Below are 14,618 nucleotides of genomic sequence, written 5' to 3' on the forward strand. Positions count from 1 at the left end.
TCGTCACGGACTGCCTGACCGGTGTGCGCCGACATCGGTGCGGCCGGGGCCGCACCGTCGAGCAGCGCACCGACCGCCACCGCGCGGCGGGTCGATCGCGCCGACTAGGCGAAGCTGAACAGCGGCGGGAACACGAGGACCACGGTCCAGGCCCACGCGGCGTACACCGGCAGGTAGCCGGTCTGCCACCGCTCCAGCGCCGCGAACGGCGTGCGCCGACGGATGAAGGACAGCAGCAGCCACGCCGACCAGGCGAGGTTGACCAGCAGGATCACGTTCTCGCCGAGCGCCGCCGCCCGGTTCGGCGTACCGCCGTACTCGTCGGTGATGCGCCCGGTGATCTCCAGCAGCACCAGCACGTCGATGGCCAACGCACTGACCACGAGCGCGAGTTGGAGTTTGTCGAACGGGCCGGGCGGGGCCAGCGGGTCACGGGCCGAGAGTGAGTAGAGCAGCAGCCCCAGCACCACGACCAGCAGGAGGTCGAAGAGGAGCAGCGCCTCCCGCTCGACGTCGATGCCGTGGCTGGTCCAGACGACAGCGACCAGGAAGGCGAGCAGGGCGGCAGTGAAGAGCGGGGTGAACAGCCTGGTGAGGACCGGCGCGATGTTCTCGACGACACTCTGCTTGGCCTCGACGAGCCACCCGGCCACCACTACCGCGGCCGCGGCGCCACCGGGCAGCAGCCACTGTGAGATGAACGCCTCCGGGACGATCCCGATGGCAGCGAAGGTGTTGAACAGGAACGCGGCGAGCACACCGCCGCCGAGGGCCATCAGCACCAGGTAGATGAACCACTCGCCGGTGAACCGGATGAAGTCCATGCGTCGACGGGAGGAGCGCCAGTCGTCGGCGACATAGGCCAGGCCGACCACCAGCCATAGGGCGATGGGCAGGTGGATGCTGGTGACGACCACTGACTGCGAGTCGTCCGCCAGGGGGTAGGCGTTGGCGGCCACGGCGCCGAGGACGAAGAGCGCCGCCAGTGCCGCGATGACCGTCCGTCGGGCTCCCCGACGCCAGGCCAGGTACGCCGCCAGCCAGGGCAGCGCGAACAGTGTGAAGTTGCGCGCGTAGAACGAGCCGTTGTCGGCGAAGCTCAGCCCGAACAACGCCGGCACCTTCACGGACACCACGGCACCCGCCGCACAGCCGAGCATGACCCACAGGTCCCGGCGGGAGCGAGCGCTGCCGACCGGGTTGCCGGAGTCGCCGGTCAGCACCAACTGCTTCCACAGCCGTTCGGAATGTTCCCGGGCGAACTCGCGGGAGAGGTCGTCGAGGCTGCCCATCCGTTTCACGGCGACCAGGAACGCCTCGTCCGGGCTCAGGCCGGCGGCGACGAGTTCGTCGACGGAACCACGAAGGTGGTCTTCCAACTCGTCGGCGTCCACAGGTTGCATCTCCCGGCGACGCAGCACGTACTGACGCCACTGCTCGAACTGCGCTTCCAATCCCTGCGGCCCCTCGTGCGCCGTCATGCGAGGCCCTCCAACGGGCGCACCGTCTGCGGCGCGCGGTCGTGCCAGATCTCCTTGAGCGCGCCCACCACTGTGTCCCACTGCCGGCGCTGCTCGGCCAGCTCGGCCAGGCCCCGGTCGGTGATGCGGTAGTACTTGCGCTTCCGCTCACCGGCGACCGCCTGCCAGCTCGACTCCAGGTGACCGAGGCGCTCGAGCCGGTGCAGCAGCGGGTACAGCAGCCCTTCGGTCCAGTCCAGCTCACCCCCGGACAGCTCGTTGATCCGCCTGAGGATGGCGTAGCCGTAGCTCTCGCCCTCGGCCAGGATGCCGAGCACCATCGGCGTCGCCGAGGCGGCGACCAGATCCTTGGCGACCTTCACGGAACCTCCCGCCCCTAAACCTAGAAGTACGATGCATAGTACTGCTAGGTATGGGTCCCGGCGCAACGGCCGGGAGCGAGACGCCGGCCGAATCGCCGTCACGGGCAACTGTGGTGCCGCGATCGGGCAATTCCGGGTTAGCCTTGGCGCATATGGCTACCTTTCGCAGCGCCTCAGTGCTCCTTTCCTCAGACGGCACCAGGACCCCCGGCACCGCCGCGCTCTTCGCCGAGCCGGCCCGTAGGGGCGGGATTCCGCCCTGGGCAGGCGACTTCCGCCCCGCCAACAGCGCCGGCAACGGCCCCAAGAACGCAGTCGGCAAGACCTTCACCCTGGAGCTGCCCGACGGCAGCACCGGCAAGGTCGTCGTCCAGGGCCTCAAGAGCGGCAAGGGCGGCGTCGTGCTGGCGCTGATGGGCGAGGACGCCCCACCCTTCTGACCAGTCGCCCGCTCTCGTCGCCCGGGTGCCCAGGGTTGACCCTTTCCGGGTCGACCCAGGGCACCTGGCCAACCACGCCAGTCGCGCCCGACAAATCGCTGGGATGTCGATGGTCGTGTCGCGACAATGGCCGTTGTGCCGGAGGTCGAAGTCGTCGTCGCCCACCAGGAACGGGCGACAGTACGCGTCGGCGACGTGTTCCTGAAGATCGACACTGATCCGGGGCGCACCGACGTCGAGGTCGAGGCGATGGCGCTGGCGCCGGTCCCGACCCCCGAGGTTCTCTGGCGCAAGCCGCCAGTGCTCGCGCTCGCCGCCCTGCCCGGAACGGCGCTTGGCCGCCTCGGCGAGCCGTCGACCGCGTCGCCGGCGGCGTGGGCCGCGGCGGGTGCCGCCGCTCGGACGCTGCACGACGCGCCGCTACCGCCATGGCCCGGGCGAACCTGTTACGAGTTGACATCGCAACTCGACGCCGAATGCGAGTGGCTCGTCGCCAACGGCGTCCTCCCCACCGACCTGGTCACGCGCAACCGCCAGGTCGCCGAGGCGGCGCTCCGGCCGTGGACCCCGGTATTCACGCACGGCGACCTACAGATCACCCACGTGTTCGTCGACGGTGACCAGCTCACCGGCGTACTCGACTGGTCCGAGGCGTGCCGGGGCGACGCCCTCTTCGACCTCGCCACCTTGACGCTCGGCCACGAGGAGCACCTCGGCGACCTCCTCGCCGGTTACCGCACCGACGTCGACCTCGACGTGATCCGCGCGTGGTGGTCGCTGCGAAGCCTGCTGGCGATCCGCTGGCTCGTCGAGCATGGCTTCGACCCGTGGGCACCAGGCTGCGAGGTCGACGTGCTGAGATCGTCGACGCGCTGAGTTCCCGACTGTCACCAGCGTCAGTCCAGGGTGACCACCCAGCGGGCGCCCTCGCCCCGGGCCAACCGGTCGAACGCCGCCGGCGCCTCGTCCAACGGAACCGTCCCGCTGACCAGCACACCCAGATCCAGTGCGCCGTCGGCCAACTCGGCGGCCAGCACCGGCACCTCCCGGTCCGGATCGGACGAGCCGTACACCGAGGAGCGCAGCGTGCGCGCGGAGTGGAAGATGTCCAGCGCGCCGAGGCTGACCATGTCGTCCTTCGCGCCCATGCCGACCACCGTCACCGCTCCCCCGCGCCGGGTCAGCCGCCAGGCGGCGCGGATGGTGGCGGCCCGACCGACGCACTCGAAGGCGTGGTCGACGCCCCGGCTCTCGGTGCGCGCCCGCACCTCCTTGGAGAGCCGGTCGTCGGAGAGCAGGAAGTCGGTCGCCCCGGCGGCGAGCGCCAGATCCCGTTTCGCCTCGGCGACGTCGATGGCCAGGATCGTCGTGGCACCGGCCCGGCGGGCCGCGCTGAGCACGGCGAGCCCGACCCCACCGAGCCCGACGACAGCGACCGACTCACCGGGTGTCACCCGGGCGGTGTTCCGGACCGCGCCGACGCCGGTGAGCACCGCACAGCCGAGCAGTGCGGCCTGCTCGGGCGGCAGCCCGGCGGGGATCGGGATGACGGCACGCTCGGGTACCACCACCGCCTCGGCGAGCGCGCCGAGGCCGAGGGTCAGGTGCAGCGGGACCCCGTCGTCGGTCTCGCCGCGCGGCACTGTCGGGGCCGTGGTGTCGGCGCAGAGCCACGGCTCGCCGCGCCGACACCACCAGCAGGCCCGGCAGGCCGGCGCCCAGTTGAGCACCACCGGAGTGCCGACGGTCAGCTGACTGCCCGGCCCGACCTCGGCCACCACGCCGGTCGCCTCGTGCCCGAGCACCAGCGGGAACCTCGCGGCGAGGGTGCCGTTGACCATGGACAGGTCGGAGTGGCAGACACCGGCCGCCCTGATCGTCACCCGCACCTCGCCGGGGCCGGGCGCGGGCAGGCGTACCCGCTCGACCCGCAGTTCGGCGCCGGACCCGCGCGCGACCAGCGCGCGAACAATGACCGGCTCGGTGCTGCCGCCACCCGGCGCGGCCGGGGACAGCTCGGGGCGGCCCGGCGCGGCCGGGGACAGCTCGGGGTCGGTCATCGCTGGATCGCCTTCAGCTCGCAGAACTCGGCCAGCCCGTGTACGCCCAACTCCCGACCCAGGCCGGACTGCTTGTAACCGCCGAACGGGGCGAGCGGGTTGAACGGGGCGCCGTTGATGTCGACGGCGCCGGTACGCAGTCGCCGGGCAACCGCGAGCGCCGCGTCGGTGTCGGCGGACCAGACCGCGCCCGCCAGCCCGTATTTCGAGTTGTTGGCGATGGCGACCGCCTCGTCGGTGTCGGCGAACGGGATGACGGCGAGCACCGGGCCGAAGACCTCCTGCTGGGCGAGCGCGCTGTCGGGGTGCACGTCGGCGAAGACGGTCGGTGCGACGAAGTGCCCCCGGGTCGGCACCGGGGCCTCAGGCCCGCCCGCGACCAGCCGGGCGCCGTCGGCGAGGGCCCTGTCGATGTGGCCACGCACCCGCTCGGCCTGGGCGGCGGAGACCAGCGGGCCGAGCCGGGTCGCCGGGTCGAACGGGTCGCCGAGTCGGTAGCCGGCCACCGCCGTGGCGATCAGGTGCAGGGCTTCGTCGTATCGATCGTTGTGCACAAGCATCCGGGTCCAGGCGGTACAGGTCTGCCCGGAGTTGAGCAGGGCGTTGCCGACGCCCACCTTGACGGCGGTGGCCAGGTCCGCGTCGGGGAGGATCACGTTGGCGGATTTGCCGCCCAACTCCAGCGCGACCCGGGCGATCCGGTCGGCGGCGAGCCGCATGATTCGCGCGCCGGTGGCGGTGGAGCCGGTGAAGGAGACCAGGTCGACGTCGGGGTGCCCGGCGAGCGCCTCGCCGACCACCGGCCCGGTGCCGGGGACCAGGTTGAGCACGCCCGGCGGCAGGCCGGCTTCGGTGACCGCGTCGAAGAGCAGGTACGCGGTCAACGGGGTCAGCTCGCTGGGTTTGAGCACCACCGTGCAGCCGGCGGCCAGGGCGGGTGCCAGCTTCGCCATCACCTGGTGCAGTGGGTAGTTCCACGGGGTGATCGCGCCGACCACGCCGATCGGCTCGCGGACCACGAGGGAGTTGCCGATGCTCTCCTCGACCGGCGCGCGGGCGGCGAGCGCGACGTGGTCGCGCAGCACTGTCAGTGGCAGCCCGACCTGCACCCGGGTGGCGAGTTTGAGCGGCGAGCCCAGCTCCACGGCGATGGTGCGGGCGAGGTCGTCGGCGCGAGCGGTGAGCGCCGCGTGCAGCCGGTCGAGGTGGGCGGAGCGCTCGGCGGGGGTCGCGGCCGACCAGCCGGGAAACGCGGTCCGGGCCGCGGCCACGGCGCGATCCACGTCGGCCGGGGTGCCGGCCGGCACCTGCCCGATCAGCTCCCCGGTGCTCGGGTTCTCCACGTCGATGAGACCGGTGTCGGCGGGCGGCGTCCACTCCCCGCCGACGTGCAGGTGGCGCCGCAGGCGCAGGGGGTCGGGCAACAGCGACGGCGGGGCGGCGAGGTCCATGTCGTCCCTTCGAGGGTGGGCGATGGGCGATGGCGACGGGGGTCGCGACGGGCGATGAAACTAGCGCTGGGAGTTTGGACGCTACCCGTTGGACCCTGCGGACTCCACCGTCTCGACGGTGTGGGTGTACTCGGCGGCCAGACCGTGCAGCAGGGCGTCCAGGCCGAGGGCGAAAGCGCCCTCGTCCACGCTCTGCTGGTGTTCGGCGAGCCGGTGGGCCTGGCGCAGGTGTGGGTAGTGCGCCGCGTACAGCTCCGGGTCCTCGACGAAACCCCTGGCGAACGAGCCGAGCGCCGAGCCGGCCACGAAATACCGCAGCGCCGCGCCGATGTGGGTGGCGCGGGCCGGCGGCCAACCGGCCCGGACCAGACCGCCGTAGACCGCGTCGGCCATGGCCAGGGCGGCCGGTCGACGACCCGGCCCCTGCGCCAGGTACGGCACGATGTTCGGATGCGCGGTGAGCGCCCGACGGTACGACCAGGCCCAGTCCCGCAGCGCGGCGAGCCAGTCCCGGCTGGCGAAGCCGCTGGTGTCGACAGCACCGGTGACCGTGTCGGCGACCGCGTCGAGGATCTCGTCCTTGGTGGCGAAGTGGTTGTAGAGCGAGGGACCCTGCACGCCGAGCGCGGCCGCGAGTCGGCGGGTGGAGAGCGCGCCGAGCCCGTCGGCGTCGATCAGCGCGAGCGCCGTCTCGACGATCCGGTCGCGGGTGAGCAGAGGCCGTCGAGGTCGGGGCACGTCGGAACTCCTCGGTCTGCGGTGTCCCTCCCCGTGGGAACCACCTGTTCACGCACCCTATCCGGGACCGCCTGCGGGCAGGCGTCACCACGTCGGCCGGAGAAGGGGTCTGGACGAATGAAAACTTACACCGCTAGTTTATGAGGGACCGCCGCGGCCCGTGGCGGCGCACCACCACGCCGACCGAGGGGGAACCGTGGACTTCGCACTGTCCGACGAGGAACGCGCCGTCCGGGACACCGTGCGCGCGTTCATCACCCGCGAGGTGATGCCCCTGGAAGCGGAGGTGCTCCGCCGGGAACGGGCGCACCAGCCGGGCCTCGACCACTCCGAGGTGCGCGAACTGCAACTCAAGGCGCGCAAGTTCGGCTTCTGGGGCCTGGCCACCCCGGAGGAGTACGGCGGGATGAACCTGCCAGCCGTACTCCAGTCGTTGATCTGGACCGAGCTGGGCCGCACGTTCGTGCCGTTCCGCTTCGGCGGCGAGGCGGACAACATCCTGTTCCACGCCACCGAGGAGCAGAAGCGGGAGTTCCTCATCCCGACCATCGAGGGCGAGCGACGCTCCTGCTTCGCGATCACCGAGCCGGGCGCCGGATCCGACGCCGCCAACATCAGGCTGTCCGCCCGCCGTGACGGCGACGACTGGATCCTCGACGGTGAGAAGACCTTCATCACCGGCGGTCACGACGCCGACTTCGCCATCGTGGTGGCCGTGACCGACCGGGAGAAGGGCGCCCGCAACGGCGGCGCCACAGCGTTCCTGGTGGACCGGTCGATGGGCTGGCGCTCGGAGTTCATCCAGACGATGGGCGAGGGCGGGCCCGCGTCCCTCATCTTCGACGGCGTACGCGTGCCGCACCGCAACATCCTCGGTGAGATCGGGCAGGGCTTCACGCTCGGCATGGAGTGGATCGGCAAGGGGCGCTACACCATCCCGTCGCACGCCATCGGCATCGCCGAGCGGGTGTTGCAGATGGCCATCGAGTACGCGAACACCCGGGAGACCTTCGGCACGAAGATCGGCACCAACCAGGCCATCCAGTGGATGATCGCCGACTCCGAGACGGAGCTGGAGGCGGCCCGCTGGCTGGTGCTGCGCTCGGCGTGGACCGTCGACGCGGGCCTGGACCCCCGGCACGCCTCGTCCATGGGCAAGCTCTACGGCGCCGGCATGGTCAACAGGGTGGTCGACCGGGTGCTCCAGATCCACGGCGGCATGGGCTACACCCGAGAGCTGCCGATCGAACGCTGGTACCGGCAGGTCCGGCTCTACCGGATCTTCGAGGGCACCGACGAGATGCAACGGCTGATCATCTCGCGGGACCTGCTGCGCGGCTACACGAAGATCGGTGGCCACCTGGCCTGACATCGTGTCCGCCCCTGGTGAACAAAGTGGGCCCGCCGGCCATCTACCCCCATGACAGCTGCCACTCAGCCAAAGGGGGATGTTCCATGCACCTACGAATCAGGGCCGTGGCGACGGCGATCGTCGTCGCCACGGTCGGCGCCGTCGCCATCCCGGCCGCGCCGGCATCGGCCAACGTCAGCCAGGGGTACGTCATGGGCTCGGGCACCTGGACGGACGACTGGGGCGACGAGGGCCCGATCTCGGCGACGACCCGCTCGTACAACAACGTCGTCGCGATGTGGCAGTTGATCCTCTGGGCGGATGGTTACCTCGCCCGCTCGGGCGTCGACTGCCGGTTCGGGCCGGGGACGACCGCCGCCACGAAGAAGTGGCAGACCGCCCGGGGCCTCGTCGGTGACGGCGTCGTCGGCCCCCGGACGCTGGCCAGGGCGGCGACCCGACTCGCCGTGTACGAGGGCGAGGGCTGGTTCTACTACGACGGGGCCGGCACCAACATCCTTCACTTCGGCCGCCTCGCCGACGGCACGTGGGACATGAGCCTCGGGGTCGACCTGGAGTGGCGAACCCTCTCGTACACGGCGGCGACCTTCAGCGTCTGCTCCTGATGCCGCTGAGGACGGCCGGCTGCGCGCCGGCCGTCCTCGGCGACGGGTCAGCCGGTCAACGCCGTCAGCGCGGCGTCCACGTCGGCCTCGGTGGAGTAGATGTGGAACGAGGCCCGGACCCGTCCGGCGCGCACCGCCGCCCGGATGCCGGCCGCCGCGAGGCGCTGCTCCGCGTCCGGCACGTCCACGCTGACGATGGCGCTCTCCCCCGGTGCCCGGCCCAGCCCGGTCAGGAACCGGTTGGCCAACGCCACGTTGTGCGCCCCGATCGCCGGCACGCCGATCTCAGCGACCACCTCCAGGGCGGGTGCCGCACCGACCCAGCTGAACCAGGCCGGTGAGATGTCGAACCGCCGGGCGTCGTCGGCCAACCGCAGCGGCGGTCCGTAGTAGGAGGCGTGCGGGTCGCGGCCCGCGTACCAGCCGGCCGCGTCGGGACGCAGCCGCTCGCGCAGCCCGGGGGCCAGATAGGCGTACGCGGTCCCGCGCGGATTCATCAGCCACTTGTAGCCGCCCACCGCCACCGCGTCGGCCTGGCTGCCGTCGAACGGCAGCCAGCCGCACGCCTGGGTCGCGTCCACCGCCACCAGCGCGTCGTGGGCGCGGGCCGCGGCGACGATCTCGTCGTACGCCGCCACCGCCCCGTCGGCCGACTGCACCAGGCTGAACGCCACCAGGTCGGTGTCGGCGTCGATGGCGTCGACCAGCGACTCCAGCGGCACAGTGCGGACCGTGACGCCACGCTCCTGCTGAACCAGCCACGGGAAGAGATTCGAGGTGAACTCGACCTCGGGGACCACCACAGTGGCACCGGCGGGCAGCGCCGCCGCGACCGGCGCGAAGAGCTGGGACACCGCCGCGCCGACCGCCACGTCACCGACCGGCACCCCGATGAGGCCCGCGAAGGTGACACGAGCCCGGCTCGTCGACTCGCCCCAGCCCTCCCACGACGTACTACCAACCCGCCAGAGGGCGAGAGCCTCCTGCAACGCCGCCCACGCCGGCTCCGGCGGCAACCCGTAACTGGCGGTGTTCAACCAGCCAGGCTCCGGCTGCCAGAGCTTCTGCGCCTGCTCGATCTCCATGCCGTCGACGCTAGGCCGAACGACGCGCGACGGGCACTGCCAATCGGCGATCGGCGGCCTGTCAGATGCGGACGAAGTCCTGACCGAGCAACGCCCGCAGCCTGGTCAGCGCGCGGGCGTTCTGCATCTTGACCACCGACACGGAGACGTCGAGGGTGCTGGCGACCGCCTCGACGCTCTGATCCTCCCAGTGCCGGAGCACCACGATGGCCTGATCGCGGATCGGCAGGGTGGCCAACGCCTGGAGCAGGACGACGTGCAGCTCCGTGGTGTCGTCGGGCCGTTGCGGCGACCCCTCGGGCAGCTCGGCGAGCACGACCTCGGCGGTGCTGCGCCGCTTGTTCTGGTCGAAAACGGCGTTCATGAGGACCCGACGGCTGTACGCCTCGAGGTTCGCGGTGTGCCGGATCCGGCCCCAGTTCGCGTACATCTTCGCGAAGGTCGTCTGGGTCAGGTCCTGGGCGAGGTGCCAGTCGCGACACATCAGGTAGGCGGTACGCCGCAGCCTCGGTGCGGTGGCCTCGACGAAGGCGCTGAACTCCGCCTGCTGGGCGGTCTGCTCACGCCGTCGAACCGCGCCCCAGCGGGAAGCCGCCATCAGTCGACCGCCGACGCGCTCGTGCCGGCCGGGCAGTCGATGCCGATGATCTCGTCGACCCCGTCCAGGCGTTTGACGCGCTCAGCCAGCTCCGCGTACCTCGACCGCACGACGAGCGTGATCCGGAATGATTCCGGCAGTTGGCTGGACACGATGTTGTCGACAAGTTCGGGAGCGTCCGCGTACAGCTTCTTGAACTTCTCCAGCGCCTGTTCGCGGCTCTCATACGCCACTGTCCCGACCGCCGGATCCGCGTCCAGCGCGCGGTTGATCACGCCACGCTGCTGGGCGGTGATCTCGGGAGCAAGGTAGACCGCAGCGTCGGTCGCGGTCTCGTCAGCGGGCGCGTGGCATGCCCTGTTCACGAGCATGCCGAACGCTGCCGACACCGTTGGTGGCGGCGCCGATCGTTGCGGCGGTGTCGCCACGTTCACCGCCCCCACCGCCGCGACGGCGATCACGGCGGCGACACCTGTCGCCACCAGCCGTTGCCGCCGTCGACGCAGGCCGGTGCCGGCGGCCACCGCGTCACCGACCAGGTCGACCAGGGGCAGTGCCGGCTCGTCGGCGACGGCGCGGTCGAAGAGCACCCGTAGGTTCTGATCCATGTTTCCTCCCGTGGCCCCGGTGGGCTTCCACAGGTCATGACTGGTTGGGGCACCGGATCGGTCACATCGACGCCGGCGGCACCGGTGTCACGGCCGCCGTCGGCGCCCGACCGACTCGTCGGCAGCGGGCACTGGGATCCGGGCAAGGCTGTCGGCGAGGCCGGCGAGCCACCTGTCGACCTCCACCAGGTGCCGGACCGACCGATGGTCTGCCTCGCCGAGGAGCGGGCGGATCCGGTCCAACTGGTCGACACAGGTGGTCGGGACCGGCGCCCGCTCCGGTGTCCGGCCGTGGGCGACCTCGTCGGCGAGGGCGTCGTACGCCGACCGCAGGCGCCCGGTGGAGTCCCGCAGCAGCGCCGCCGCGCCGGGCCAACCGGCGAGGCAGCCGGGCGGGTTGCGGCGCAGCAGCGACTCCGCGCCGGGCACGACATGGTGCCCGGCGCTCAGCACGGCGTCCCAGTTCACCTGTTGACGGTGCGGATCGTGCCGCTCCGAGTGGTACTGGCAGTACGACGAGTCGATCAGGACCATCCGGTGCCGTACCCGGCTGAGGGCTCCCGCTGGTGGCGGAGCATCACCGAGCATCGACTGGACAGTCTGTTCGACGGCGTCCGCGCTGGCCGCCAGGTAGCGGGTGGCGTTGTGCCGCAGGTCGTGGCCCGCGCCGCGCGGCCAGATCGCCACCCCGGCGAGCACGCCGATCACCGCGCCGAGCAGCACGTCGACGAGGCGGGCCTCGGCGAGCCGCCACCCTTCCGGGCTGAGTTGGGCGAAGACGACTGTCAGCAGCACTGTGAACAGCGCCTGCTGCCACACCGGACCGAGCACGCGGCCGACGCCGAACGCCAGCAGCAGGGTGACAGGCAGGACGACCGCGTACACGATCGGCTCGTCGACGACGAGCATCACCCCGCCGCTGACGATCGCGCCGACGATGGTGCCCAGCACGGCCGGCCGCAGCGCCGTGCGGGTGTCGGCGGCGGACGTGCGCAGAACCGTGAGGGTGGCCAGCAGCACCCAGAAGCCGTGGGTCAGCTGCAACACCCCGGCGGCCACCCGGGCGATGGCGAGCGCCACGGCCAGCCGCAGCGAGCTGTGCAGGTGGGCCGAGCGCGGCGCCAGGTGGGAGCGGAACTGCCACCAGTACAGCATCCATGGGCTGCGCCGGGCGTAGGCGAACAGCTCCGAGGAGGCGTCGCCGCCGCCGAGGCGCGCCCCGGTCGCCACCCGGGAACCGACGACGAAGACCCGCACCTGGTCCGCGAGGGCCAGCGCTGTCGCGTCCCGGCACAACCGGGGTACGTCCGGCGCGTCGCGGACCTGGCCGGATCCCACCGGGTACGCCGCCTCGGCTCGTCCGACCGCCACGTCCAGGTCGGCCGGGGCAACCGGCGGGGCACCCGGCGACAGGCTCCGGCCGGCCGCGCGGGTGGTGTTCGCGCAGGAGCGCAGCAGACGCGCCGCCGCCAGGTCCGGGATCGGCTCCGGCGGGGCGTCCGCCGCCAGCCGGTCCGCCTCGGCGAGCACCTCCCGTAACGCGGCCGCGCAGATCCGCAACGCCCGATCCTGAGCGCCCGCCGCGGTCGGCGCCCACGCTGGAGGGCTTCGGTTCAGCTCGATCGCCGCCACCACGTCGTACGCCCGCTCGCGCCGCGCGTCCCGATCACCCACAGCCGTGTGCGGGTCGGTCAACCGCTCGGCGGCGACGTCGAGGAAGGCGGCGATGCCGTCCGCCGCCTCGGCCAGGCGCTGCCGGTAGGAGACCGGCACCGGGTCGGGCCAGAGAAACACCTCGGCCGCGGCGAGCAGCACGACGGCGAGGGTCACCCCACCGAGTCGCTGCGGCAGGGTGCCCGGCTGGTACGGCGGGAACGACGCCAGGATGTAGAAGAGCTGGAACGCGCTGGCCAACCCCACCAGGCGCGGGTTGCCGACCCCGGCGAACGCCACCACGAAACCGACGACCAGCATGCCACCGGCCGCCGCCCAGGTGCTCCAGGCCAACAGCGAGCCCACCGCGATCAGCGCCCACACCACCGGCAGCGACAGCACGAGGATCCGCGCACGTTGCGGCGCCGGACCGGGTAGCTGGGCGAACGACCCGGCGGCGATGGTGCCGAACAACGCGTACGTGGCGAGCGTCGAGCTGCCCGCGCCGTACCGGCAGCCGTAGAAGACGACTGACGCGACGAGCGTCAGCCGGGCCGCGCGTCGCAGGATGACGTCACCCGGGTCACGGCGGCGAAGCCGGCCAAGGAGGCTGGTTCCGAGCACGACCGCTCCCCCGGTTCGTCGCAGCACCCCTCCCCGGCCCACCATTCTCCACCGCACCCCGCCATCGGCGGCGGGTTTGCCGACGAATCACCGCCGGGAGCCGCCGAGCAGGCCGAGCCGGATGGCCCGGAACAGGGTCCCGGGGCGGCTCAGGGCGGCCGGGTGGTCGAGCATTGTGGTGACCCGACCCAGTCGGGCGTTGAGCACCGGGTCGGTCAGCGACGCCCGGAAGAGCAGGTCCCCGAACCACTTGGTGACCTTGTAACCGGGCGGGTACGGCCCGTCGACGTGCGGCAGCTCGATGTCGGCGGTGGTGGAGATCTGCCAGGCGGCGTCGACCACCACGCGGACCTGGTCGAAGTACGCGTGCGCGGGCCCGTCGTGCGGCTTCGGACCGGAGCGCAGGTACTTCGACAGGCAGGAGGCGTGCAGTGCCGCGGAGGTCATGCCCTGGCCGTACACCGGGTTGAAGGAGGCGACGGCGTCGCCGGCGGCGACCAACCCGGCGGGCAGACGGTCGAGCTTGTGGAAGTCACGGCGTCGGCTGTCCGCCTGGTGGTACGTGACCACCCCGCCGAGCATCTCCCCGTGTTCGGCGATGTCGCCGAACATCTGGGGATAGTGCTCCCGGCAACGGGCGGTGAAGTCGGCGACGTCGCGGCTGGGCCGGTCACCGTCGTAGCCGGCCACCAGCATGATCCAGCGGTCCCCCTCGACCGAGTTGATCCCACCGATCCGGGCGGTGCGCCCCTTGCCCGCCATGGTGTGGAACACCGCCACCCAGGCGTCGCTGACCTTCTCGTCGCGGGTGAAGAGCGCCGTGGCGTAGTTCAGCTTGATCGGCATGCGGTGCAACGGCGGGCGCGGCCACCCGTGTTCGGCCAGCCAGTCGCTCAACCGGCTGGACCGCCCCATCGCGTCGACCACCAGGTCCGCCGCCTCGACGACGGGCTCGGTGCCACCCTCGGGCACGTAGCGGGCGGCTTTGACCCGCCGCTGGTCGAAGAGCAGACCCTCCGCCCGGCCGTACACCATGCGGACGTTGTCGATGGCGAGGGTGCGTCGGCGGACCAGCGCCTCCAGGAACGGACGCGTGGTGATCAGCGCCGGCCCGGTGCCGGTCGCCGCGGGCGGCAGACCCAACATGCCGTTCACGAACACCTTCGCCGTGCCCGGGTCACGCGGTGGCGGCGGGGCGCCGAGCGTCAGCGCCTCGTCGGCGATGCCGGGAAACCAACGCTCCAACTGGACCTGACCGGCGGGCAGCAGCGCGTGCACCTGACTGCCCTGGGGCACGCCCGGCCGTGGACCGGCTTCGACATCGGACGGATCCCGTTCGACGATCAGCACTTCCTCGGCGTGGTCGCTCAACACCCGAGCCGCCAGCAACCCGGCCATGCTGCCACCGAGCACCACCGCCCGTCGCATGACCACTCTGGTCTCGGCGGGTGGTTCGGCCGTCGCTATCTCGGCGAAGAGCCGGGACGGAGAGGGGGGCATGCGATCACTCCTCGAACGGTCGGGAACCTCGGCATCCACGA

General features: G+C 71.9%; 14 protein-coding genes. 4 read left to right on the forward strand and 10 right to left on the reverse strand.

Annotated features, from left to right (window positions below; all coding sequences use genetic code 11):
- Nucleotides 1-104: 104 nt before the first annotated feature.
- Nucleotides 105-1,481 (reverse strand): permease prefix domain 1-containing protein, encoded by a 1,377-nt coding sequence (locus MED01_RS23675; RefSeq protein ID WP_238670764.1) that lies wholly within the window; start codon nucleotides 1,479-1,481, stop codon nucleotides 105-107.
- Nucleotides 1,478-1,843, reverse strand: a complete 366-nt coding sequence (locus MED01_RS23680; protein WP_238670765.1) for a PadR family transcriptional regulator — start codon at nucleotides 1,841-1,843, stop codon at nucleotides 1,478-1,480. The genes MED01_RS23675 and MED01_RS23680 overlap by 4 nt, the downstream gene beginning before the upstream one ends.
- 152 nt (nucleotides 1,844-1,995) lie before the next feature.
- Here MED01_RS23680 and MED01_RS23685 point away from each other — a divergent pair, with 152 nt between their 5' ends.
- Both MED01_RS23685 and MED01_RS23690 read left to right on the forward strand, forming a co-directional pair.
- Entirely contained in the window at nucleotides 1,996-2,283 is a 288-nt protein-coding gene (locus tag MED01_RS23685; RefSeq protein ID WP_030488337.1) for a hypothetical protein, read from the forward strand.
- Nucleotides 2,284-2,409: 126 nt separating this feature from the next.
- On the forward strand, nucleotides 2,410-3,159 hold the full coding sequence (locus MED01_RS23690; protein ID WP_238670766.1) for a phosphotransferase: 750 nt from the start codon (nucleotides 2,410-2,412) through the stop codon (nucleotides 3,157-3,159).
- Between the two features lie 20 nt (nucleotides 3,160-3,179).
- On the opposite strand, the gene MED01_RS23695 is transcribed toward MED01_RS23690, so the two are convergent.
- The 3 genes from MED01_RS23695 to MED01_RS23705 all read right to left on the reverse strand — a co-directional run bounded on the left by MED01_RS23695 (nucleotide 3,180) and on the right by MED01_RS23705 (nucleotide 6,532).
- A complete protein-coding gene (locus MED01_RS23695; RefSeq protein WP_238670767.1) occupies nucleotides 3,180-4,343 on the reverse strand; it encodes an alcohol dehydrogenase catalytic domain-containing protein in 1,164 nt (387 codons plus the stop codon).
- Nucleotides 4,340-5,794, reverse strand: a complete 1,455-nt coding sequence (locus tag MED01_RS23700) for an aldehyde dehydrogenase family protein (protein WP_238670768.1) — start codon at nucleotides 5,792-5,794, stop codon at nucleotides 4,340-4,342. Before MED01_RS23700 ends, MED01_RS23695 begins: the two co-directional genes overlap by 4 nt.
- An 81-nt stretch (nucleotides 5,795-5,875) precedes the next feature.
- Entirely contained in the window at nucleotides 5,876-6,532 is a 657-nt protein-coding gene (locus MED01_RS23705) for a TetR/AcrR family transcriptional regulator (protein WP_238670769.1), read from the reverse strand.
- A 196-nt stretch (nucleotides 6,533-6,728) separates the two neighbouring features.
- Between MED01_RS23705 and MED01_RS23710 the strand changes: the two genes are divergently transcribed.
- Complete coding sequence (locus MED01_RS23710; protein ID WP_238670770.1) at nucleotides 6,729-7,901, forward strand: acyl-CoA dehydrogenase family protein; 1,173 nt, start codon at nucleotides 6,729-6,731, stop codon at nucleotides 7,899-7,901.
- 86 nt (nucleotides 7,902-7,987) lie between these two features.
- The gene (locus tag MED01_RS23715) at nucleotides 7,988-8,509 is read left to right on the forward strand and encodes a peptidoglycan-binding domain-containing protein (protein WP_238670771.1); all 522 of its coding nucleotides are present in this window, start codon (nucleotides 7,988-7,990) and stop codon (nucleotides 8,507-8,509) included.
- Nucleotides 8,510-8,556: 47 nt separating this feature from the next.
- Here MED01_RS23715 and MED01_RS23720 read toward each other — a convergent pair whose 3' ends face one another.
- The 5 genes from MED01_RS23720 to MED01_RS23740 form a co-directional block, all read right to left on the reverse strand.
- On the reverse strand, nucleotides 8,557-9,594 hold the full coding sequence (locus MED01_RS23720) for an aminotransferase class V-fold PLP-dependent enzyme (RefSeq protein WP_238670772.1): 1,038 nt from the start codon (nucleotides 9,592-9,594) through the stop codon (nucleotides 8,557-8,559).
- Nucleotides 9,595-9,655: 61 nt separating this feature from the next.
- Nucleotides 9,656-10,192, reverse strand: a complete 537-nt coding sequence (locus tag MED01_RS23725) for a SigE family RNA polymerase sigma factor (protein ID WP_238670773.1) — start codon at nucleotides 10,190-10,192, stop codon at nucleotides 9,656-9,658.
- Complete coding sequence (locus tag MED01_RS23730; RefSeq protein ID WP_238670774.1) at nucleotides 10,192-10,800, reverse strand: permease-like cell division protein FtsX; 609 nt, start codon at nucleotides 10,798-10,800, stop codon at nucleotides 10,192-10,194. The genes MED01_RS23725 and MED01_RS23730 overlap by 1 nt, the downstream gene beginning before the upstream one ends.
- 87 nt (nucleotides 10,801-10,887) lie before the next feature.
- Nucleotides 10,888-13,077: an FUSC family protein gene (locus tag MED01_RS23735; RefSeq protein WP_238670775.1), complete on the reverse strand. Its 2,190-nt coding sequence runs from the start codon at nucleotides 13,075-13,077 to the stop codon at nucleotides 10,888-10,890.
- A gap of 87 nt (nucleotides 13,078-13,164) precedes the next feature.
- Nucleotides 13,165-14,577, reverse strand: coding sequence for an FAD-dependent oxidoreductase (locus MED01_RS23740; RefSeq protein WP_238670776.1), 1,413 nt, complete (start codon nucleotides 14,575-14,577; stop codon nucleotides 13,165-13,167).
- Nucleotides 14,578-14,618: the final 41 nt, after the last annotated feature.

The organism is Micromonospora alfalfae, assembly GCF_022230925.1.
Taxonomy (GTDB): Bacteria; Actinomycetota; Actinomycetes; order Mycobacteriales; family Micromonosporaceae; genus Micromonospora; species Micromonospora alfalfae.

Bases quoted from the DNA above. Each gene is read 5' to 3' on its own strand.
- MED01_RS23675 (WP_238670764.1), bottom strand. From the start codon at position 1,481: ATGACGGCGCACGAGGGGCCGCAGGGATTGGAAGCGCAGTTCGAGCAG.
- MED01_RS23685 (WP_030488337.1), top strand. From the start codon at position 1,996: ATGGCTACCTTTCGCAGCGCCTCAGTGCTCCTTTCCTCAGACGGCACC.
- MED01_RS23690 (WP_238670766.1), top strand. From the start codon at position 2,410: ATGGCCGTTGTGCCGGAGGTCGAAGTCGTCGTCGCCCACCAGGAACGG.
- MED01_RS23695 (WP_238670767.1), bottom strand. From the start codon at position 4,343: ATGACCGACCCCGAGCTGTCCCCGGCCGCGCCGGGCCGCCCCGAGCTG.
- MED01_RS23700 (WP_238670768.1), bottom strand. From the start codon at position 5,794: ATGGACCTCGCCGCCCCGCCGTCGCTGTTGCCCGACCCCCTGCGCCTG.
- MED01_RS23715 (WP_238670771.1), top strand. From the start codon at position 7,988: ATGCACCTACGAATCAGGGCCGTGGCGACGGCGATCGTCGTCGCCACG.
- MED01_RS23720 (WP_238670772.1), bottom strand. From the start codon at position 9,594: ATGGAGATCGAGCAGGCGCAGAAGCTCTGGCAGCCGGAGCCTGGCTGG.
- MED01_RS23725 (WP_238670773.1), bottom strand. From the start codon at position 10,192: ATGGCGGCTTCCCGCTGGGGCGCGGTTCGACGGCGTGAGCAGACCGCC.
- MED01_RS23730 (WP_238670774.1), bottom strand. From the start codon at position 10,800: ATGGATCAGAACCTACGGGTGCTCTTCGACCGCGCCGTCGCCGACGAG.
- MED01_RS23740 (WP_238670776.1), bottom strand. From the start codon at position 14,577: ATGCCCCCCTCTCCGTCCCGGCTCTTCGCCGAGATAGCGACGGCCGAA.